Genomic DNA, 21,196 nt, shown 5'->3' with positions numbered 1-21,196 from the left:
ACCGCTATGACAAAACCACTCGCAGGATGCCGGGTCCTCGAACTTGCGGGGATCGGTCCAGGACCTTTTGCCGGAATGTTCCTGGCGGATCTCGGCGCCGAGGTTGTGCGGGTGGACCGCCCCGGCGGTAGCGGGTTTTTCGCCGGTTCGGAACACGTCGACATCATGAACCGCGGGAAGCAGTCACTGCTACTGGATCTCAAGAAGCCCGAAGCGGTAGACGTACTTCTCCGCATGGTGGAGCACGCGGACGTGCTGATCGAGGGATACCGACCCGGCGTAGCCGAAAAGCTGGGGGTCGGTCCCGAAGCCTGCCTGGCCCGCAACCCCAAGCTCGTCTACGGCCGGATCACCGGCTGGGGCCAAGACGGCCCGCTCGCCCAATCAGCCGGCCACGACATCGACTACATCGCACTCACCGGCGCATTGCACGCCATCGGCCCCGCGGACGGAGCCCCACAAATCCCGCTGAACCTTCTCGGCGACTTCGGCGGTGGCGGTGCCTATCTCGTGATCGGCGTGCTCGCAGCACTCATCGACGCCAAGGCGACCGGCACCGGCCAAGTGGTGGACGCCGCAATCGTCGACGGCGTCAGCCACCTACTGTCCTCGACGCACATGATGATCGCTGCCGGAGCCTGGGCGGACCGCCGCCAGAGCAACATGCTCGACGGCGGCACTCCCTACTACTCGATCTACGAGACTGCTGACGGCCGTCATATGGCCGTGGGCGCCCTCGAGCCCAAGTTCTATGCCGAACTTCTCTCCGGCCTCGGGCTGGACGAGCCGGCGCACCGGCAGCACGACCAGAGCCGCTGGCCGGGGCTTCGCAGAAGTATCGCTGCTACGTTCAAAACCCGCACGCAATCAGAGTGGACGGATCACTTCGCGAACACTGACGCCTGCGTGGCACCCATCGCGACTCTGACGGGCGCTGCCGAAAATTCTCACGTTCGCGCCCGCGGTTCCCTCGTCGAGGTCGGCGGCGTGCTGCAGTCCGCACCGGCGCCGCGATTCTCCAAGGAGCAGTCGACGGTGAACTGGCCGCCTCCCATGCCCGGTGAGCACTCCCGAGAAGTTCTTACCCGTTGGGGCGCAACCCATATTGACGATCTCATCGCCCGCGGAGTTGCCATCGAAGCGCTCGAGGTGACAGCCCCATGACCGCACTCCCCGAGCAGTCCGTCAGCTCGAGCACCCCCGGCGTACACCGAGTAGCCGAGGGGATCTACCGAATTCCGCTCGCTCTTCCCATGGCAGACCTCACGACTGTCAACTGTTACGCCGTCACGTCGGGGTCGTCGATCACCCTCGTAGACCCGGGATGGGCCTCGCCGGCTACGGAACGCGCCCTGAGCGAGGCTCTTTCGAATCTCGGATTCGCACTGGCAGACGTCGAGCAGATCGTTGTGACGCACACACATTGGGATCACTACACCCAGGCCATCGCGCTTCGCGATTCCTACGGAACACCAGTGCTCGTGGGCGAGCAGGAACAGCACACCATCGATGCGTTCGACACCATCGCCGGGATGCACCCGCGACAGGTGGAGTTACTGAGAACCTGTGGTGCCCCCGAACTGGCTGATTCGATCAAGGCACTCGAATTCGAAGAACACGAGAGAGACGTCCCTTTCGGGGAGCCTGATGAGTGGTTGAAAGACGGACAACAACTTTCGGTCGGCGACCGGACGCTCCACGTTCATCACACGCCCGGACACACTCGCGGCCACATGATCGTGATCGATCCCGAGCGGAACGTCATGATCACCGGCGATCACATCCTCCCGCGGATCACGCCATCCATCGGATTCGAGCGCGCTCCGGAGGAACTGCCGCTCGCCTCGTTCCTCGAGTCTCTGACACTGGTGAAGTCTCTGCCAAACACTTCCATGCTCCCGGCCCACGGACAGGTCACTCCATTCGTCCACGAACGAGTCGATGCCCTGCTCGCGCATCACGACGCACGGTTCGGTGCCGTTCTGTCACAGGTAATCTCGGGCCGTCACACCGCAGCCGACGTCGCCGATGCACTGACCTGGACGCGGCATGAGCATGCGCTTGCCGACCTGGGCGACGTCCATCGCATGCTGGCGATCCTGGAGATCGGCGCACACCTGGACGTGCTCGCGGTGCGGGGACGCCTGACACGCACTGACGTCGAAGGCGTCCACCACTTCACTCTCTGACTCCCCCAAACACTTGGGTGGGGTGTCGAACAGTAACTGTTCGACACCCCACCCAGGAGCAACCGAGCGTTATCCGAGCGGGTTCACACCCCGAACTGCACCGGCCATGTCGGAGATCTCCGCCCAACGCTCTGCAAGCTGGTCGACGGTGGGAGGCTCGGCGAAGGTCACGCCCTTGTTCTGGAACTGCGCCACGCGCTGAACCTGGCCGCCACCGACCACGAACACCGAACCGGTATCTGTGGATTCCTCGGTGAGGAGGTAGCCGACGACCGGAGCGACGTGTGCCGGCGGCAGCTTCTCGAGAAACTCCGGCGGTGCGATGTCCTCTGTCATCCGGGTTGCCGCCAGCGGCGCAACCGCATTGGCATTGACCCCGTACTTGGCGCCCTCGATTGCCAGCGTGTTGATCAGGCCGACGAGTCCGAGTTTTGCTGCACCGTAGTTGGATTGACCGAAGTTGCCGAAAAGACCACTAGTAGAGGTTGCGACGACGATGCGGCCGAACTTCTGCTCGCGGAAGTGTGGCCACGCCGCCCGCGAGACGTTGTATCCGCCGTAGAGATGCACCTTCATCACTGCGTCCCAGTTGTCGCTCGTCATCTTGTGGAACGCACCGTCGCGGAGGATGCCGGCGTTGTTGACCACGCCGTGCACCGCACCGAATTCGTCGAGTGCCGTCTGAATCAGGGACTGCGCGCCCTCCTCGGTAGCCACGCTGTCGTAGTTGGCTACCGCGAGACCGCCGGCCTTGCGGATCTCCGCCACCACGTCGTCGGCCATCGTCGATCCGGAACCCGAACCGTCGCGGGCGCCGCCGAGGTCGTTGACCACAACGCGGGCGCCTTCTCGGGCGAGCAGCAACGCGTACTCGCGTCCGAGACCGCCACCGGCTCCGGTCACCACGATGACCCGGTCATTTACTCCTGGCATATCTACCCCTTGAACTCGATGAATGTGTTATCCGCGACCGGGTCAGGCCAACGGCGTGCATGTGCCGTCGACGATCGCCGCACGGAGCTTGAACTTTTGGATCTTGCCTGAGGCAGTGGTGGGTAGCTCTGCCGCCAGATACCAATCGCGGGGCACCTTGTACGGAGACAAACCCTGTGCGGCGTAGTCGATCAGCCTTTGCCGCATGCCCTCACCGGCCTCGCCGCGCGGAACGACGACGGCCGCGATCGCCTCGCCCCACTTCTCGTCCTGAACGCCGATCACCGTCACGTCGAGGACATCCTCGTGTGCCGTCAGGAACGACTCGATCTCCGCGGGGGAAACGTTCTCGCCACCCCGAATGATGAGATCCTTGAGTCGGCCGGTGATTGTCAAAGTGCCACGCTGATCAAGCTTTCCGAGGTCGCCGGTGTGCAACCATCCCTCGGCGTCAACCGCGGCAGCAGTGGCCTCGGGATTGTGGATATATTCGACCATCTGCTGATATCCCCGAGCGCACACCTCGCCGGATTCGCCGATCGGTACCACCGAGCCGTCGAACGGGTCGACGATCTTCACCGCAACCTGAGGGAGCGGATGACCGCTCGAATTGATCTGGTCCTCGCGTGAGTCCGTCGTACGGGTGAGGGAGATGACCGGCGAGAGTTCCGTCTGCCCGAACAGGTTATGTGTGGTGGCCCCGAAGAGCTTCTCCGTAGCTTCGATCATGGGGCCGGGCACGTTGGCACCGCCGCCGAGGACTCGAACGAGACTGGGCGCGGGTTTGTCATCCTTGCGCGCCGCTTCCAATACCGCACCGAGCACAGTGGGCACGTAGAAAAACAGGTTCGCGTTCTCGGACCGGATGGCCTCGAGTACGCCGTCGGGTGTGAACTGTTCGATCAGCACCATGGTGCCGCCCATCCAGATCGTCCCGACCGTGCCGATCACGCAAGAGGCCGTATGGAACATCGGAAGAGGGTTGACACCGATGAGTGGTGTCGGAGGCTCGATGGCTTCGAGCGTGAATCGAGCGCAATTGACCAGCGAGCGATGCCGCAGCAAGACGCCCTTGGGTAGACCGGTGGTTCCTGAGGTGTACTGCAGCATCACGGGCGCGGAGGAGTCGGACGCATTCGGACCCGCTGCGCCCTCGGCCAGTGGCGCCGCGGCCCGCCACCGGTCGATCTCGGAAAGACTGACTACGTGACGCAGACCAGAACACTGCGACTTCGCTTCTGCTGCAACGGAGGCCATGTCGTACGCACGGCTCACATCCGCGTGAATCAACAGTGTTGCTCGGCTGTGCCCCAGCGCATACATCAGTTCGTCACGACGGAGAACCGGGTTGAGTGCCACGAGTGTGACGCCGGCGATCGCCGCCCCGAAAAGAATGATCGGCCACTCGACGATATTGGGCGCCCACAACGCGACATAGTCGCCGGGCTCGACCAGCTCGAGGATTGCAGCAGCTACCCGCTGCGCCTCGTCGTACAGCTCCTGGTAGGTGAGCCGACGCTCTTGACCGGTGCCGTGCGCGTTGGCGATCACGGCCACGGTGTCCGGAAACTGCTGGGCCCGTTCCTGCAAGAGCGATCCCAACGTGTGCTCAGACAGCGGAACGCTGTCGTCGATGGGCCAGTACGACTCGGTCAGAAGCCGGTCTTCGAGTCCTGAAGTCACGAGAATTTTCCTCCGTAGGTGATCATGGTCAGGCTACGTACCGGGCAATAGATTCGACGATGCACGCTGGCTTGGCACTTCCCTCGACCTCGATCGTGGTGGTGAACTCCGCCTGGATCGCACCGTCGAGAGGTGTCACTTTGGTGATGGCGACGGAGGCGCGGACCTTCGCTCCAACCAGCACTGGTGCCGCAAATCGGACCTTGTTCAGCCCGTAGTTGACGGCCATCGTGATGCCGTCGACTCGGTAGAGCTGTTGCTGCAATACCGGCAACATCGACAGAGTGAGGAATCCGTGGGCGATCGTTGCGCCGAACGGGCCGTCCTTCGCGCGTTCGGTGTCTACGTGGATCCACTGGTGATCTCCGGTCGCGTCTGCGAACTGATTGACGCGCTGCTGCTCGATCTCCATCCAGTCGGTGGTTCCCAGGTCGGATCCTTCCGCCGCGATCACGTCTTCGATCCCGTTGAATACCTTCATCCAGACTCCCTCAGTTGGTGTACTTTTGAATTGAACATAAATTAGTTAGTGTGAGGTAGTCAATATCCGGCTTTCGATCGGACCGACCGGGCGCTCGCCCGGAGACCGGACTGGACCACTGCGGTCCCGACGGTTCCGGATATCCAAATCCACTCAATCACAATGACTTCCATCAGGAGGAACTCACATGGCCGAGGCCTATATCGTCGACGCCGTCCGTACTGCGGTCGGCAAGCGCGGCGGCGGATTCGCGCAGTCTCACCCGGCAGACATGGCCGCGCACGTCATCAAGACGGTTGTCGGTCGTCACGATTTCGATCCCGCCGACATCGATGACGTCATCCTCGGTTGCCTTGACAACATCGGATCCCAGGCCGGCGACATCGCCCGCACCGCGGCACTCGCGGCCGGACTTCCGGAGAACGTTCCCGGTGTCACGATCGACCGTCAGTGCGGTTCGGCGCAGCAGGCCGTACATTTCGCCGCCCAGGGCGTCATGAGCGGCACGGCAGACCTCATCGTCGCCGGTGGCGTCCAGAAGATGAGCCAGTTTCCCATCCTCAGCGCGTTCGGCGCCGGCGAGCCCTTCGGGTCCACCGATCCGTGGACGGGTTCGAAGGGTTGGGCAGCGCGGTACGGCAACGAGGAGATCTCGCAGTTCCGCGGGGCCGAAATGATCGCGGACCAGTGGAACCTGAGCCGGGAGGACAACGAGAAGTTCGCGTACGAAAGCCATCAGCGGGCCCTGAAGGCCATCGCCGAAGGCCGATTCGAGCGTGAGATCACCGAGTTCGAGGGCATCTCCACCGACGAGGGCCCGCGAGCCGACACCAGCCTCGAGAAGATGTCCGGTCTGAAGACCCTCACCGAGGGTGGAAAACTGACTGCCGCTGTCGCCAGCCAGATCTCGGACGGATCCGCCGCACTTCTTGTCGCCTCCGAGGCCGCGGTCGAGCGCTACGGCTTCACTCCCCGCGCGCGCATTCATCACATCTCCGTCCGCGGTGCGGATCCCGTGATGATGCTCGCAGCCCCGATTCCCGCCACCCAGCACGCGCTGAAGAAGGCCGGACTCTCGATCGACGACATCGACGCCGTGGAGATCAACGAAGCCTTCGCGCCTGTTGTGTTGGCCTGGCTCGCAGACATCGGCGCCGATCCGGCCAAGGTGAACATCAACGGCGGTGCCATCGCACTCGGCCATCCCATCGGCTGCACGGGTTCACGTCTGATGACGTCGCTGCTACACGAACTCGAGCGAACCGGCGGACGGTACGGCCTGCAGACCATGTGTGAGGGCGGCGGACAAGCAAACGTCACCATCATCGAAAGGCTCTGAGCCATGGAACGCGTACTCTACGAAAAGGATCACGAGCTCTACCGTGAGACTGTTCGCGAATTCCTTGTGCGAGAAGTAGAACCACACAAGGACAGGTGGGACACAGAACGCTGGATCGACCAGACGGTCTTCACCCGCGCTGCAAGTGCCGGGGTGTACGGATTGCAGATCCCCGAGGAGTACGGCGGATCGAACGAGAGCGACTACCGCTACCGGATGATCGTCTGCGAAGAGGTCGCGAAGATCAACGCGTTGTCCTTCGGTCTGACCATCAGCCTGCAGGACGATCTGGTGTTGCACTATCTGCTCGACCTCACCAACGACGAGCAGAAGCAGCGTTGGTTGCCAGGCTTCGCGGCGGGTGAGACGATCGGCGCGCTTGCCATGACCGAACCCGGCACGGGAAGTGATCTACAGGGAATTCGAACGAGCGCCGTTCGCGATGGTGACGACTGGATCATCAACGGGCAGAAGACGTTCATCTCGAGCGGAATCATGGCCGACATCGTCGTAGTCGCTGCACGTACTGATCCGAATGCGGGTTCACGCGGCTTCAGTCTGTTTGTCGTCGAACGCGACACTCCCGGATTTGTGCGCGGACGGCAGCTCGACAAGATCGGGCTACCTTCACAAGATACTGCTGAACTGTTCTTCGAGAACGCGCGAGTTCCGGCGACGCACCTTCTCGGCGAAGAAGGCCGAGGGCTGCAGTACTTGATGAGCCACCTCCCCCGCGAGCGTCTCGGCGTCACAGCGAAGGCAATGGCGACTACACGCGCGATCTTCGACATCACCGTGAACTACTGCAAGGAACGTCGAGCGTTCGGGCAGGCTATCGCCGATTTTCAGAACACACGTTTCGAACTTGCCGAGATGGCGACCGAAATTGATATCGCCACGTCATACGTCGACCAAAGCGTGCTCGCGTACAACGCCGGTAAACTGACTCCTGTCGACGCGGCAAAGGGCAAGTGGTACATCAGCGAACTGCAGAAGCGTGTGATCGACCGATGCCTGCAACTCCACGGCGGGTACGGATACATGACGGAATACGCCGTGGGCAAGGCGTACGTCGACACCAGAATCCAGACCATCTACGGCGGAACCACCGAGATAATGAAGGAGATCATCGGACGCGACATAGTTCGATGACAACCAATCAGGGTACGTCGTAATACTGTTGCCGTGCAGTCAATCCAGGCTGCACGGCAATATTTTTTCCGTCAGCATCAGTCCCGATGGCTCACGATGTTGATGACGTTGCCGTCCGGTGCTCGAACGAAGAACCGTCGAACGCCCCACGGTTCGGTAGTTATCGGGTGCACGATCTCGAAGCCGAGTTTGCGCGCTTCGTCGGGCACTGTCACGTTGATTGAAAGATGCAGCGCGCAGTCAGTTTTGGAGCTTCTACCCTGGAGTTCTTTCGGATTGTTCGCCGTTCAGGCGGCAACATCGGTCGCGGTGATCTCCTGCCAGACCGCGAATCGGTCGGCCATCTCGGTGCGCCACTCGGCCGCGGGCAGTCGGTGCCGGCGGGGCCGGAAATGCGGCGAAATACCCGAGAAAGCGGAGAGGAAGCGTTGCGCGTGCCCGGGTGATGTGAACCGTTTCATCGCCCGCTCGCGCTGCCGGGTCGGTTGGTGCGAGTTCTCGGCCCGGTTGTTCAGAAACTTCGAGCGGCGATGGTCGACCGAGGCCAGCAGCTCGCGGTGCGCGACGGTGTAGCTGGCCAGTTTGTCGGTGACCAGGACCCGCGGCACATATCCCAGTCCTTTGAGCAGTCGGCGGAAGAACTTCTTGGCTGCCAAAGCGTTTCGGCGTGGCTGGACCAGCACGTCGAGCACGTTGCCGTCCTGGTCGACCGCCCGCCACAGGTAATGCAGGGTGCCGTTGATGCGGATGAAGACCTCGTCGAGGTGCCACTTGTCGCCGGGCTGTGCCCGGCGTCGGCGCAGCTGGTTGGCGTATGCCTGCCCGAACTTGGCGCACCACCGGCGGATCGTCTCGTAGGAGACCGGGACACCGCGTTCGAGCATGAGTTCCTCGACTTCACGGAAGCTGAGCGGGAACCGGAAGTACAACCACACGCAATGGTTGATTATTTCGACCGGGTAGCGGGGGCCTTTGTACGACGGCATCGGGGTGCTCACTCCACCCATTCTCCAAGTTCGCCGACTTCAACAACGTGACAGTGCCTCGACGAGCAGTCCGCCACGCAGGTCGACGCCGGCGTTGGCGAGAGCGAAGATCGGTACCACGATCAGCGCGGTGGGTACCCGGAGGTATTCGTGTATCCGCTCGTTGACGGCTGTGCCTTTGGCCAGTCCACGTGACACTGCACGACCTGACGCGGCGCTCGGAGACTGCCAGAAGTCACGAAACAGTTCTCGAGCCGCCTCCACCTTGTGCCGCTGTGTCGGGTACGCGGGAATCAGAAGGCCGGCGACCATTCCGGCAAGCGAGGGATGAACACCCGACTCGATCGTGCTGAACCACAGCACGATCATCACGAGAATGTATGGCGCGGCTCGCCACTGTCGCGCCCGCCCGAGTAGCCACAATGCTGTCAGGCATGCCAGGGAAACGAGCAGTGGAATCAGGCGAATGTTTTCGCTGTATACGAATCCGATGATGGACACCGCGAGGAAGTCGTCGACCACCGTGACGGTAAGGAGAAACACTCGCAGTTGGCCTGATCGTGCGGGCCCGAGGAGCGCCAAGGCCCCGAGCATGAAGGCGGTATCGGTGCCGACGACCACCCCCCAACCCTGCAGGCTGTCTCCGCTGCCGACGATCACGGCGTAGATGACGGCGGGTAGACACACCCCCGCGACTCCGGCGATCACGGCGATACGGGTGCGGGTTCGATCACGTAATGACCCGTGGGCGAACTCTTGGCGTACCTCGAGCCCGATCAGAAAGAAGAAGACGACCATCAACCCGTCGTTGATCCAATGGTGAAGGCTCATGTGCAACGCCACCGGGCCGAGTTCGAATCCGGCGCCTTGATGCCAGAGGTCGAAGTACGCGCCCGAAGCCGGCGAATTTGCCCACAGCAGGGCGGTCACGGTTACCACCAGCAGCAGCAGCAGCACCGCGGAGCCGGACTCACGCCGGAGAGAGTTGGAGAGTTGATTACGCAGGCCTTGGGGTTTCGGTGCCTGTCGTGCCATCGCTAGTTGATCCTTATCGCCGTTCAGTCCAGGCGGTGGTGCGCGGTCAGGTCAGTGTTGTGTGGTGCCGGCGCCTGTGTTTTCCAGCGCCGCTCGTAGATAGGGGGCAGTCGCACTGTCGGCAGTGGCAGCTACCTGCTCGGGGGAACCGGTGGCGACGATACGTCCGCCGTCGGCGCCCGCTCCCGGTCCGAGGTCGATGACGTGGTCGGCCTGGGCGACGACGCGCATGTCGAGTTCGACCATGACGACGGTGTTGTCGGCGTCGACGAGCCCCTGCGCGTGAGCGAGCAGTCTGTCGCTGTCGGACGGGTGGAGCCCAGCAGTGGGCTCGTCGAGGATGTAGAGCGTGTCGCCGCGTTGAGCACGCTGGAGTTCGGATGCCAGCTTGACACGCTGAGCTTCGCCGCCGGACAGCTCGGTGGCGGGTTGTCCGAGTCGCAGGTAACCCAACCCGACCTCGCGTAGGACGGTGAGCGAGCGAAGAACGTCGTTCTCACTGGTGAAGAAGGCGTGGGCTTCGTCGATGCTCATCGCGAGAACGTCGGCGATGTTGCGGTCCCGCCAGGTGATTTCGAGTGTGCTCTGCGTGTAACGAGTGCCGTTGCAGTCCGGGCACGGGCTGTAGACGCTGGGCAGGAAAAGCAGCTCGATCATCACGAAGCCTTCGCCTTCGCAGGTCGGACAGCGGCCACCGGCGACATTGAAGGAGAACCGCCCCGGTTTGTAGTTCCGTTTCTTGGCGGCAGGTGTTGCGGCGAACAGCTTGCGGATGTGGTCGAACATGCCGGTGTAGGTTGCAACATTGGATCGGGGTGTGCGCCCGATAGGGCGCTGATCGATGGCGACCACCCGACGGAGCCCTCCCAGGGTGCCCTCGATGCGGCCGCGGACCGCGCCCTGATCTCCGGTGAGCAGCAGATCGGTGTCGTCGCGCGGTTCGACGTTGGCATCGGGCGCGGCGGGCCGGCCCAGTTCAGCGTTGATCAACGCTGGTAGAGCCTGGCTGACGAGGCTCGATTTCCCCGAACCGGAGACTCCGGTGACCGCGGTCAAGACCCCGAGAGGGAAAGACACGGTGAGGTCGCGGAGACTGTTGCGCTCGACGCCTTCGACGCGAAGCCACCCGCGGGGGGTACGCCGCTGGCGGCGCACCTGCTCCGACGTGTCGAAGAGATAGCGTGCGGTGACCGAGTCCGGTACGTCGGCCAGCCCGGCGGGTGTTCCGCTGTAGAGCACGCGTCCACCGTTCTCGCCGGCACCGGGACCGATATCGACCAGCCAGTCCGCTTCTCGGATGACGGGTAGGGAGTGCTCGACGACGAGGACGCTGTTTCCTCGCTCACGAAGTCCGTGCAGAATTCTCAGCAGCGCCGTCAAGTCGCCGGGGTGCAGTCCCGCCGAAGGTTCGTCGAGGATGTAGGCGACGCCGAACAGCTTCGAGGACAGCTGCGTCGCCAGGCGCAGTCGTTGCAGCTCTCCGCCGGAGAGTGTGGGCGTCGTCCGGTCCAGTGACAGATATCCCAGCCCGAGGTCGATGATGGGTTGGATTCTTTCGAGGAGGTCGTCGAGCAGGCGCCGCGCCGCCACCTGTTTTTCCGCTGACACGTTCGGGGTGCGTCGCACGTCGGGAGCGGCGGTGTGCGCCGATCCTCCCGATGCGACACGTCGTCGCGTGGCCTCGGCTCGTCGGGTTTCGTCGAGAGCTTCTCCTGCCGCCTCGGGTAGCCAGTCGCTGGACACAACAGTGCGCGCGATCTCTGCCAGTCGTGCCAGGGGCAAGGACGCGAACTCGGCGATATCCAGGCCCTCGAAGGTGACCGAGAGCGCCTCCGCCTTGACCCGCTTGCCCTGGCACATCGGGCATACCTCGCTGGTGACGAACTCAGAGACCCGCTTCTTGACGATCGAGCTCTTGGTGTTCGCGAAGGTATCGAGCACGAACCGCCGGGCGCCGACGAAATTGCCCTCGTAACTGGGTTCGGTTCCGGCTTTGATCGCTCGCCGAGTCTGTGCCGGGGTAAATCCCGAGTACACAGGAACGGTGGGGCGGTCCTCGGTGAACAGGATCCAGTCGCGATGTTTCTTCGGCAGCTTCTTCCACGGAGAGTCGACGTCGTATCCCAGTGACACCAGGATGTCGCGAAGGTTGCCACCCGGCCAGCCCGGCGGCCACGAAGCGATCGCGCGCTCCCGGATGCTGAGTGTGGGATCGGGGACCATCTTGTCGACATCGACCTCGTAGACGCGCCCGATGCCATGGCAGGTCGGACATGCGCCCTGCACGGTGTTCGGCGAGAAGTCCTCCGCGTAGAGCATCGGTTGGTCATCTGGGTAAGACCCGGCACGGGAATAGAGCATCCGCACGAGACTGCCCAATGTCGTCACGCTGGCGACATTCGATCGAGCATTACCGATGCCTCGGTGCTGCTGCAGTGCAACCGCCGGTGGCAGTCCCTCGACGACGTCGACATCGGGTACACCGACCTGGTCGATCAGCCGACGGGCATACGGTGCCACCGACTCCAGATAGCGCCGCTGCGATTCCGCGAACAGTGTCCCGAACGCCAGCGAGGATTTCCCCGAGCCGGACACACCGGTGAACACCACCAGACGGTCTCGAGGAACATCGAGATCGACGTCGGCGAGATTGTTCTGCCGAGCTCCCCGCACCACGACACCCTGCCTCCAGCGATCATCGGCCTCGGCGAGATGTTCGGAACGGTTTGTCATGCCGGTGACCATAACGAAGGAAGGGAGCCTTGCGGCAGACCCCACAGCACTCCTGGCACACATCGTCACTCAGTTGACACGCAAGGTCACTGACACGTATCGCCACGTGCGCATACGTTCGAAAGGTCCCCCGGTGGCCACGCCACCACAACCGGGTCCCGAATCGCAGCGTGCAGGGATCCCCCAGGTTAGGAGCGACAGCATGGCAGACAGCAACCGCGCAGTGGTGTTCGAGAGCCCCGGCACCATGAAGGTCGAGAAACTCGACTTCCCCAAGCTGGAGATGCCGAACGGACGAAAAGCGCCCCACGGCGTCATCCTGAAAATCGTCGCTACCAACATTTGCGGCAGCGACCTGCACATTTACCGAGGGTCCTTCCCCGTCCCCCAGGGTATGGTCATGGGCCACGAGATGACCGGAGAGATCATCGAGGTCGGCTCCGACGTGGAGTTCCTCAAAGAAGGCGATCTCGTCTCGGTCCCCTTCAACGTCGCCTGTGGACGATGCCGCAACTGTAAAGCTCGCCGCACAGATGTCTGTGAAACCGTCAATCCTGCAGTCTCCTGCGGCGCATACGGTTTCAATCTCGGCGACTGGGTGGGCGGACAAGCCGAATACCTGTTCGTCCCGTACGCGGACTTCCAACTCCTCCGTTTCCCGGACAAGGACCAGGCCATGGACAAGATCCTCGATCTTGCCCTGCTCTCGGACATCCTTCCCACCGCCTTTCACGGACTCATCGAGGCAGGGGCCAAACCAGGTTCAACGGTGTACATCGCCGGCGCCGGGCCGGTCGGACGCTGCGGCGCAGCAGCAGCACGCCTTCTCGGCGCATCCTGCATCATCGTCGGCGACTACTATCAGGACCGACTCGACCTGGTCAAGAACAACGGCTGCGAGACCATCGACCTGAGCCAGGACATCCCCTTGCCCGACCAGATCGAGGCCATCCTCGGTGAGCGCGAAGTCGATTGTGGCGTCGACTATGTCGGCTCCGAAGCACACGGCATCGGCTCGGAGTCCAATCAGCCTCAGCCGGCAGGTGCCATCAACGACGTCCTCGAAGCCACCCGTGCCGGCGGCGCCACCGGCGTCATCGGCGTCTACGGCCCCGACCCTCTGGCACCGACAAAGGCCGAACAGGAAGGCATCTTCCCGCTCGAATTCGGCAAGGCCTGGATCAAGTCACCGCGCCTGTCCGCGGGGCAGGCACCGATCATGCATTACAACCGCGAGTTGATGATGTCGATCCTGTGGGACCGCATGCCGTATCTGAGCGCAATGCTCAACACCAAGGTCATCGGCCTCGACGAAGCACCCGCCGCCTACGAGACCTTCGATCAGGGGTCATCGAGCAAGTTCATCATCGACCCACACGGAATGATTCCAGCCTGAGCACGATCCAGCACGGAAAGCTCACGGTCTGAGCATAATACAGCACGGAATGCTCACGGCCTGAGCGTTTTGCAGCACGCGTAGATTTCCGGCCCTGTGATCGCCCCCCGACTGGCGGACACAGGGCCGGCTCGCTCTCTCCCGACCCGCAGGACTTTCCCGCGCGGCTCAGTAAACTCAGTGGTATCCGTAAGGCAGGTGATCCGGCCATGGCTGATGCAGACGAGCCCTCATTGCCACACTTCGAAACGTTGTCGACCTCGCGGGCGCCGGACGACGGTGTCATCGACTACTGGCGAGAGGCCCGGCGCCATGCCTACGTCGACGTCAGCACCGACCCCGCCGACCCCGACTTCTACGGCGATGTCCGTCTCGGCCGATACACGAACTTCACTCTGTCCACGAAACGAGCCACCGCCGAGCAGACACACCGCAATCGCAGCCGAATCGCCCAAGGGCGGGAACAGGACGAGTATCTGTTCGCCACATTCCAGACGCGCGGAAGTTGCGTCATCGAACAGGCCGGACACACTGCAGTAGTCCCGCCAGGATCAATGGTCATCTACGACAGTTCCCTGCCCTTCGCTTTCCGCGCCGATGCACCCTACGAACAGGTCATCGTCAAGGTGCCCGCCGATCGAGCCTTCGCGCTCGCCGGCATCGACCGGACCACAGACATCCTGGCCACGACCATGAGCTGTGCAGGAGCGATGTCCGCCGTCGCAGCCTTTTTCACCCAACTGGCCCAACACCAAGACAGCGATCCCCACGGCGCCGCACAGCTCGAGACTCACGCCTCCTCACTGGCCACATCACTACTGAGTCTCGTCACACCGGTTCGCTCTGCCGCCGAAATACCCGCCTTCCTACGACGAGATCAGGTTCTGGCCTACATCCATGCCCACCTTGCAGACCCCGACCTCGACGCCGAACGCATCGCCACCGCGATGCGACTCTCCCGCCGCAGCCTCTACCGCCTGTTCCAGGGAACCGACCACACAGTCATGGGATATCTCCGCGCAGCGCGCATCCAGTCCGCCCAGCACCTACTACGAAAATACCCTTCCCGGCCCGTCTCCCTCATCGCTCGACAAACAGGATTCTCCGACCCCCGCACCTTCTACCGAGCGTTCCGCGACACCACCGGCATGACACCCAACGAACACCGAGAACGCCTCGATTGACAACGCACTGCACATATCCGCTCTACAGCTCAACGAGGCCGCCGGACGGGTCAACAACGACCGGCTCGGGCGAATCATGGCCCGCATACGACATGTGGCCAGAAACCTGACCCCAATTGCGAGTCTGAAAACGAAACGCTTCGAACCTCATCATCTGAACACGGACCGTCCCGACCTGCACTTCATGTCCGGAGTACGGGAAATTCGACAAACCGACGATGTGCACACACAGTGGATCCTCGAAATAGCCGGACAAACACGAGAATTCGACGCCACCATCACCGAACAGCACCCGGACGAACGCATCGCGTGGAAATCGGACGCAGGCCTCGCAGTCCTGGTGGGCTGTCGCACTTCTCGCGGGTCTGTCCAGAAAACGGTGTAATTGATTGGTTTCTAACTACTTTCGTCCGGCAGACAGCCGTCCGTCGAACGTTATCTCGAAGGCATTCAGTGCTGCCTTCCATCGGTTGGACCAGCGTTGGCGGGCGGTGCCTTTGGGATCGAGGCTCATGATGGCCAGATACACGCATTTCAAGGCCGCGGCCTCGGTCGGAAAGTGTCCACGGGCCTTGACAGCCCTGCGGATTCGAGCGTTGACACTCTCGACGGCGTTGGTCGTGTAAATGACCTGCCGGATGGCGTTGTCGAATTGTAGGAACGGCACGAACTCAGCCCAGGCGTTAGTCCAGAGCCTGATGATCGCGGGATAGCGTTTCTCCCATTTGTCACTGAACTCTGCGAATCGGTCGAGCGCGGCCTGCTCCGACGGAGCCGTGTAGACGGGTTTGAGGGCTCTTCCCAGATGAGGGTGTAGGTCGGCCGGGCGCGTCGGTCCGCAGGTAGACGTCGAGGTCTCCCGACGATGGAGGTTCCTACGCCATCCATCCGAAAGACCTCGACGTGACCGACGCTACCCCGCCGGCCGGCTTCGGCCGCCCTGACCTGACCGCCTTCGCGTCTCATCCCAATCGACCCTGATCGAGTCTGCTGACCCCCTCTACGAGAACGCAGCGACATCACAGCACCCAACCCCGACCGTCCGGGAAGCCGGGACACGTCACATGGCCTGTGCTGCGGGCGTGTCGAGTGGGTCGTCCAGGGGCGACGCAGGAGCGTCGACGCGACGTGCTGAGAGGTGGTTCCAGTCGAGCACTAGGACACCGGCTACAGGCATGGCGATAGGTCAGGAACGGCGTCGCTCCCTACGCAGGAGGGAGCGCAGAGTCTCGGCGTTCGCGTAGCCGACCCGTAGCGCGATCTCGGCGGAGGTGAGGTCCGTGGTTGCTGAGAGGTGCCGAGCTCGTTCGATGCGAAGCCGTTGGACGAAGCCGAGCGGAGTGAGGTTGAGCGCCGCACGGACTCGTCGTTCGAGGGTGCGCCGGCTGGTGCCGAGCGACTGCGCGACGAAGGCGACGTTGAACGGTTCGTCCAGGCGGGCGCGCACGAAGCGTTCGAACTCGACGACGATCGGGTCCTCGTGCCGGAGATGTTCGTAGGCGACGAAGGCCGCCTGCGACGGACGCTCGTCGATGATGAGGAGCTTGGCGACATGTTGGGCCAGGTCGGGGCTGATCGATCGCACGAGTGAGAGCGCGAGGTCGATGTGGGCGAACGCGGCGCCGGCGGTGACGAGGTTCCCGTCGACCACGACCATGGTGTCGAGATCGAGGGCGACGGTCGGATAGCGCTTCAGGAACTCCGGCCCCAGGAACCAGCTGGTCGTCGCCCGCCGATGATGCAGCCGTCCGGTCTCGGCGACAGCGAACACGCCGGTGCACGCCGCGGCGATCCGGGTGGTCGCGTCGTCGAGGCGCCCGAGCGAGGCGATGACCGAACGAGCATCTCGGCTCTGGAGGGCGTCGTTGGTAGCGACGGCCGTGAGGGTTCCAAGCGCAGGGACGACGACCACGTCGAACTCTGCGGACTCCGACAGCGGGTGGTCCACCGACAGGGTCATCGATGCCGTCGTGGTCACTCTCCGTTTCGGTCCGAGGATGGCGAGTTCGATCGGGTCGATCCGCGGGTCGACATCACCGCGGGCTCCGTCGGCCACCCGCACGATGTCGATGACCGACGCGACAGCCGAACCGAAGCAGCCGTCGATCGCGATCAGTCCGATACGCATGGCGCGAACAATAGCAATACTGCCGTATACGCCACTTCTCACATGCCCTTGCTCGTCATACGCTGAACTCGCTTCACCAAGAAACCTCGACACCTAGGAGAACCCCTCATGTCCACACCCGCATCACTTCCGTATGCCTTCGTCGCCAAGATCGTCGCGGCCGATGGACAGCACGACGCGCTCGCCGATCTGCTCGCCGGCGCTGTCGCGCTCGCCAACGAAGAAGTAGGAACGATTGTCTGGTTCGCGGTCAGGACCCACGCCGACACCTTCTGGATCTTCGATGCATTCCCCGACGAGGCCGCTCGCGACGCCCACGCCAACGGCGCCATCGTCGCAGCCCTGATGGCCAACCAGCACCTCCTCGGCGCAGCACCCGAGATCCTGGCGGCCGACGTCCTCGCGTCCAAGCTCCCGTAGTCCGCCAACGCACGAGACGATCGCGCCCCGCCGAGCCGTCGCCAGGTCGCGACGCAACGCCACGCTGCGTTGCCGAGCGGTACGAGGCCTATCGGCACACGGACAGGATGCCGGCCGCGAGCGCTCAGCCGGCGAGGGGTCCGTCGCAGAGGAGAGCGACGTCGGTGTCGGGCAGAGCCGTGAGGCCAGCGCATCGCGCGACCACCAGAACCGAACAGCCCCTGCCCTGCGTTTCCGCAGGTCAGGGGCTGTTCGCCGGAGCCGCCTGTCGGAATCGAACCGACGACCTAATCACGTCGGCTTTGCGTCTATCGCTTGATGCGCCCACTGGGCGAACGAGCCGCTGAACTGCGCAAACGCCGAGCGTGGGGGACGCCGTCATCCGGTGGTGACCGACGACGACCGACCAGTACCGACCGTTTCACCGGAGCTTGCGGCGGCGTCGAAGCCGAGCAAGCTCCATTCCTTTAGCTCACCGCGCCCTCCTCCTCGCCGGTCCCGTCGTCGTCGAAGACGTTTCAGGGGTCTTCTCAGATGACGGTGTAGGTCGGCCGGGCGCGTCGGTCCGCAGATAGACGTCGAGGTCTCCCGACGACGGAGGTTCCTACGCCATCCATCCGAAAGACCTCGACGTGTCCGACGCTACCCCGCTGGCCGGCTTCGGCCGCCCTGACCTGACCGCCTTCGCTCGACTCGACGGCCTCGGTCTGAGCGTGACCGGACAACGACTTGAACCGGATCGTGCGGTCCTCGCGTGCCGCGTGGTGGAACCAGATCAGTGGTGCCGACGGTGCGGCAGCGAAGGCGCTGCTCGTGACACCGTGATCCGGCGGTTGGCCCACGAGCCGCTGGGCTGGCGACCGACCGTGCTGGAAGTTGTAGTGCGCCGCTACCGCTGTGCCGACTGCGGACACGTGTGGCGCCAAGACACCAGCGCCGCGGCGGAGCCACGCGCGAAGCTCTCGCGCACCGGGCTGCGGTGGGCGCTGGAAGGGATCGTGGTCGCACACCTCACCGTCGCCCGTGTCGCCGAGGGACTCGGGGTCGCGTGGGACACCGCCAACAACGCGGTCCTGGCTGAAGGCAAGCGGCTGCTGATCAACGACCCCACGCGGTTTGAGGGCGTGAAGGTCATTGGCGTCGATGAGCACGTCTGGCGCCACACCAGGCGTGGCGACAAGTACGTCACCGTGATCATCGACCTCACCCCGGTCCGCGATGGCGCCGGCCCAGCAAGGCTGCTGGACATGGTCGAGGGCCGGTCGAAGGCGGCGTTCAAGACCTGGCTCGCCGACCGCGACGACGCCTTCCGTGACGCGGTCGAGGTGGTCGCGATGGACGGCTTCACCGGGTTCAAGACCGCCGCTGCAGAGGAGATCCCGGACGCGGTCACGGTGATGGATCCCTTCCACGTCGTGCGCCTGGCCGGTGACGCCCTCGACAGGTGCCGGCGCCGGGTCCAACTCGCGATCCACGGGCACCGTGGGTTCAGGGACGACCCGCTCTACAAGTCGCGGCGCACGCTGCACACCGGCGCGGACCTGCTCACCGACAAGCAGAGCGACAGGCTACGCGCGCTGTTCGTTGATGACGCTCACGTCGAGGTCGAGGCGACCTGGGGTGTCTACCAGCGCATGATCGCCGCCTATCGCCACGAGGACCGGCAACGTGGCCGCGAGCTCATGGAGAAGCTGATCACCGACCTCAGCGCCGGCGTCCCCAAGGTGCTCACCGAGCTCACCACCCTGGGCCGGACCCTGAAGAAGCGAGCCGCTGACGTGCTCGCCTACTTCGAACGACCCGGCACCAGCAACGGGCCGACCGAGGCGCTCAACGGACGGCTCGAACACCTGCGCGGCTCCGCACTCGGGTTCCGCAACCTGACCAACTACATCGCCCGAAGCCTGCTCGAGACCGGCGGCTTCAGACCCCAACTCCTACACCCCCGATTGGGATGAGCCTCCAAACCGGCAGAAATGATCTGAGGCGTTCATGCGAAGACGCCGTCGGCTGATGTCGTGGACGAACGAACCACGTGCGTGGATCAACGGCAACCACCGCTCTACAGAACGTCGATGCCGGTCAGAACGAGCACCTTCTCCTCAGTGAGATCTTCCATTGCCGAAAGGACTCCCTCTTTGCCTGTCCCAGAGTCCTTCACGCCCCCGTACGGCATCTGATCGGCGCGGTAGCTCGGGACATCACCGACGATGACTCCACCGACGTTCAGAACACGTGAGGCGCGAAAAGCGGTCTGCAGGTTTGAGGTGAAAACCCCTGCCTGCAAACCGAACCGAGACTCATTGACCTTCTCGAACGCATCCTCGTCCGAGGAGACCTTGCAGAGCGCCACGACAGGTCCGAAGACTTCGTCGTCGAGTACCCGCGCGCCGCGGGGCGCGTCCTCGATCACGGTGGGCTCGACAACGGCCCCCACTCGTCCGCCACCGGTGAGAACGGTCGCACCGCCTGCCACCGCCTCGTCGATCCACTGCTCCACACGCACGGCAGCACGCTCGTCGATCAGTGGACCGACATCGGTAGCGTCGTCGTCGGGTGCACCGGTGGACAACATGCCGATCCAGGACAGTATCCGTTGCCGCATGCTCTCGTAGTGCTTGTCGTGCAAGAATACTCGCTGCACCGCGATGCAGGACTGACCAGCTTGGTACATCGAGAACCGCGCAATTCGTTCGGCCGCGAAGTCCTGTCCGGCTTCATCGGACCAGTCTTCACACACCACGACGGCGGCGTTTCCTCCCAATTCGAGCGTGACGTGTTTTCGCGGCACCCGATCGCGGATGGCCCACCCCACAGGAACCGAACCGGTGAATGAGACCACCGGCAGACGCGGATCCTGGACCATCTCCGAAGCCTTTTCGTTCGAGACGGTCAACACGGACCACGCGCCTTCTGGCAGTGACGTTTCCGCCAGCAGCTCACCGAGCACCAGACTCGACAGCGGTGTCGCTGGCGCAGGCTTGACGATGATCGGCGCACCGACGGCGAGCGCCGGCGCAACTTTGTGGGCGACCAAGTTGAGCGGAAAGTTGAACGGGGCGATCCCGAGGATGGGGCCGCGCGGGACCCGGTGAACCAGAGCCAAACGACCGTCCGAGCCTGCATCGGTATCGAGTCGTTGCATGTGTCCACTCCAGCGCCTGGCCTCCTCGGCTGCCCACCGGAAGGTGGTAGCGGCGCGGGTAACCTCGACACGCGCCCACTTGATTGGCTTGCCGGATTCGGCTGAGATGAGCTGGGCAATCTCCTCGTGGCGGTCGTTCAGACGCGTTGATATGTGTATAAGAGCGTCTGCGCGGATATGCACGGGTGTACTCGCGAATTCGGTGGCCACCGCCGAGGCAGCTGCGATCGCGGACTCGATGTGCACCGGATCCGCCTCGGACACAGTTGCGACAATCCGACCGTCGAATGGATTGCGGATCTCGATACGGCTATCGGTCGTCGTCGCCTCGCCGGCGATCAGGAATGGAAAGTGTTTAATGCTCATCGGTATTCCTCTTCGAAGTGTACAAA

At 63.3% G+C, this 21,196-nt stretch carries 15 protein-coding genes and 4 pseudogenes; 9 read left to right on the top strand and 10 right to left on the bottom strand.

Annotated elements, in window-relative coordinates:
• The first annotated feature begins 6 nt into the window (after window positions 1-6).
• Together M0639_RS32300 and M0639_RS32295 are read left to right on the top strand one after the other, a co-directional pair.
• Window positions 7-1,164, top strand: a complete 1,158-nt coding sequence (locus M0639_RS32300) for a CaiB/BaiF CoA transferase family protein (RefSeq protein ID WP_058228036.1) — start codon at window positions 7-9, stop codon at window positions 1,162-1,164.
• Window positions 1,161-2,189 (top strand): MBL fold metallo-hydrolase, encoded by a 1,029-nt coding sequence (locus M0639_RS32295; protein ID WP_058228035.1) that lies wholly within the window; start codon window positions 1,161-1,163, stop codon window positions 2,187-2,189. Before M0639_RS32300 ends, M0639_RS32295 begins: the two co-directional genes overlap by 4 nt.
• Window positions 2,190-2,258: 69 nt before the next feature.
• Here M0639_RS32295 and M0639_RS32290 read toward each other — a convergent pair whose 3' ends face one another.
• From M0639_RS32290 to M0639_RS32280, 3 genes are read right to left on the bottom strand one after another with little or no spacing between them, the layout of a single operon-like run.
• The gene (locus M0639_RS32290; RefSeq protein WP_058228034.1) at window positions 2,259-3,122 is read right to left on the bottom strand and encodes an SDR family oxidoreductase; all 864 of its coding nucleotides are present in this window, start codon (window positions 3,120-3,122) and stop codon (window positions 2,259-2,261) included.
• A gap of 42 nt (window positions 3,123-3,164) precedes the next feature.
• On the bottom strand, window positions 3,165-4,805 hold the full coding sequence (locus tag M0639_RS32285) for a class I adenylate-forming enzyme family protein (RefSeq protein WP_058228033.1): 1,641 nt from the start codon (window positions 4,803-4,805) through the stop codon (window positions 3,165-3,167).
• A gap of 28 nt (window positions 4,806-4,833) precedes the next feature.
• Window positions 4,834-5,286, bottom strand: a complete 453-nt coding sequence (locus M0639_RS32280; RefSeq protein WP_054801134.1) for a MaoC family dehydratase — start codon at window positions 5,284-5,286, stop codon at window positions 4,834-4,836.
• 187 nt (window positions 5,287-5,473) lie between these two features.
• On the opposite strand from M0639_RS32280, the gene M0639_RS32275 reads away from it, so the two are divergent.
• Entirely contained in the window at window positions 5,474-6,625 is a 1,152-nt protein-coding gene (locus M0639_RS32275; RefSeq protein ID WP_064074853.1) for an acetyl-CoA C-acetyltransferase, read from the top strand.
• A 3-nt stretch (window positions 6,626-6,628) separates the two neighbouring features.
• Window positions 6,629-7,777 (top strand): acyl-CoA dehydrogenase family protein, encoded by a 1,149-nt coding sequence (locus M0639_RS32270; RefSeq protein ID WP_064074852.1) that lies wholly within the window; start codon window positions 6,629-6,631, stop codon window positions 7,775-7,777.
• 77 nt (window positions 7,778-7,854) lie between these two features.
• On the opposite strand, the pseudogene M0639_RS32265 reads toward M0639_RS32270, so the two are convergent.
• The 4 genes and pseudogenes from M0639_RS32265 to M0639_RS32250 form a co-directional block, all read right to left on the bottom strand.
• A pseudogene (locus M0639_RS32265) lies at window positions 7,855-7,980 on the bottom strand (VOC family protein); the annotation flags it as partial.
• An 84-nt stretch (window positions 7,981-8,064) separates the two neighbouring features.
• Window positions 8,065-8,784, bottom strand: a complete 720-nt coding sequence (locus tag M0639_RS32260) for an IS6 family transposase (RefSeq protein ID WP_064074851.1) — start codon at window positions 8,782-8,784, stop codon at window positions 8,065-8,067.
• 33 nt (window positions 8,785-8,817) lie between these two features.
• A pseudogene (locus tag M0639_RS32255) lies at window positions 8,818-9,798 on the bottom strand (Na+/H+ antiporter NhaA); the annotation flags it as partial.
• A 51-nt stretch (window positions 9,799-9,849) separates the two neighbouring features.
• Window positions 9,850-12,531: an excinuclease ABC subunit UvrA gene (locus M0639_RS32250; RefSeq protein WP_064074880.1), complete on the bottom strand. Its 2,682-nt coding sequence runs from the start codon at window positions 12,529-12,531 to the stop codon at window positions 9,850-9,852.
• Window positions 12,532-12,733: 202 nt separating this feature from the next.
• On the opposite strand from M0639_RS32250, the gene M0639_RS32245 reads away from it, so the two are divergent.
• From M0639_RS32245 to M0639_RS32235, 3 genes and pseudogenes are all read left to right on the top strand, one after another.
• Window positions 12,734-13,927, top strand: a complete 1,194-nt coding sequence (locus M0639_RS32245; protein ID WP_003943355.1) for an alcohol dehydrogenase catalytic domain-containing protein — start codon at window positions 12,734-12,736, stop codon at window positions 13,925-13,927.
• 209 nt (window positions 13,928-14,136) lie between these two features.
• A complete protein-coding gene (locus M0639_RS32240; protein ID WP_003943380.1) occupies window positions 14,137-15,111 on the top strand; it encodes a helix-turn-helix domain-containing protein in 975 nt (324 codons plus the stop codon).
• A 184-nt stretch (window positions 15,112-15,295) separates the two neighbouring features.
• Window positions 15,296-15,439: pseudogene (locus M0639_RS32235) on the top strand (SRPBCC family protein); the annotation flags it as partial.
• Window positions 15,440-15,511: 72 nt separating this feature from the next.
• Here M0639_RS32235 and M0639_RS32230 read toward each other — a convergent pair.
• Window positions 15,512-15,910, bottom strand: a pseudogene (locus M0639_RS32230) (transposase); the annotation flags it as partial.
• Between the two features lie 387 nt (window positions 15,911-16,297).
• Window positions 16,298-17,239, bottom strand: a complete 942-nt coding sequence (locus M0639_RS32225) for a GlxA family transcriptional regulator (RefSeq protein ID WP_058228536.1) — start codon at window positions 17,237-17,239, stop codon at window positions 16,298-16,300.
• Window positions 17,240-17,347: 108 nt separating this feature from the next.
• Between M0639_RS32225 and M0639_RS32220 the strand changes: the two genes are divergently transcribed.
• Together M0639_RS32220 and M0639_RS32215 are read left to right on the top strand one after the other, a co-directional pair.
• On the top strand, window positions 17,348-17,659 hold the full coding sequence (locus M0639_RS32220; protein ID WP_003941073.1) for a putative quinol monooxygenase: 312 nt from the start codon (window positions 17,348-17,350) through the stop codon (window positions 17,657-17,659).
• A gap of 632 nt (window positions 17,660-18,291) precedes the next feature.
• Window positions 18,292-19,617 carry an ISL3-like element ISPfr2 family transposase gene (locus M0639_RS32215; protein ID WP_064074849.1) on the top strand — a complete coding sequence of 442 codons (1,326 nt, stop codon included), beginning with the start codon at window positions 18,292-18,294 and terminating at the stop codon, window positions 19,615-19,617.
• A 104-nt stretch (window positions 19,618-19,721) separates the two neighbouring features.
• On the opposite strand, the gene M0639_RS32210 is transcribed toward M0639_RS32215, so the two are convergent.
• Window positions 19,722-21,170: an aldehyde dehydrogenase family protein gene (locus M0639_RS32210; RefSeq protein WP_064074848.1), complete on the bottom strand. Its 1,449-nt coding sequence runs from the start codon at window positions 21,168-21,170 to the stop codon at window positions 19,722-19,724.
• Between the last annotated feature and the right edge of the window lie 26 nt (window positions 21,171-21,196).

Source organism: Rhodococcus qingshengii JCM 15477, assembly GCF_023221595.1.
Classification (GTDB): domain Bacteria; phylum Actinomycetota; class Actinomycetes; order Mycobacteriales; family Mycobacteriaceae; genus Rhodococcus_F; species Rhodococcus_F qingshengii.
Note: the sequence above shows the minus strand (reverse complement) of the source record. Positions and strands in the feature narration are given on the sequence as shown.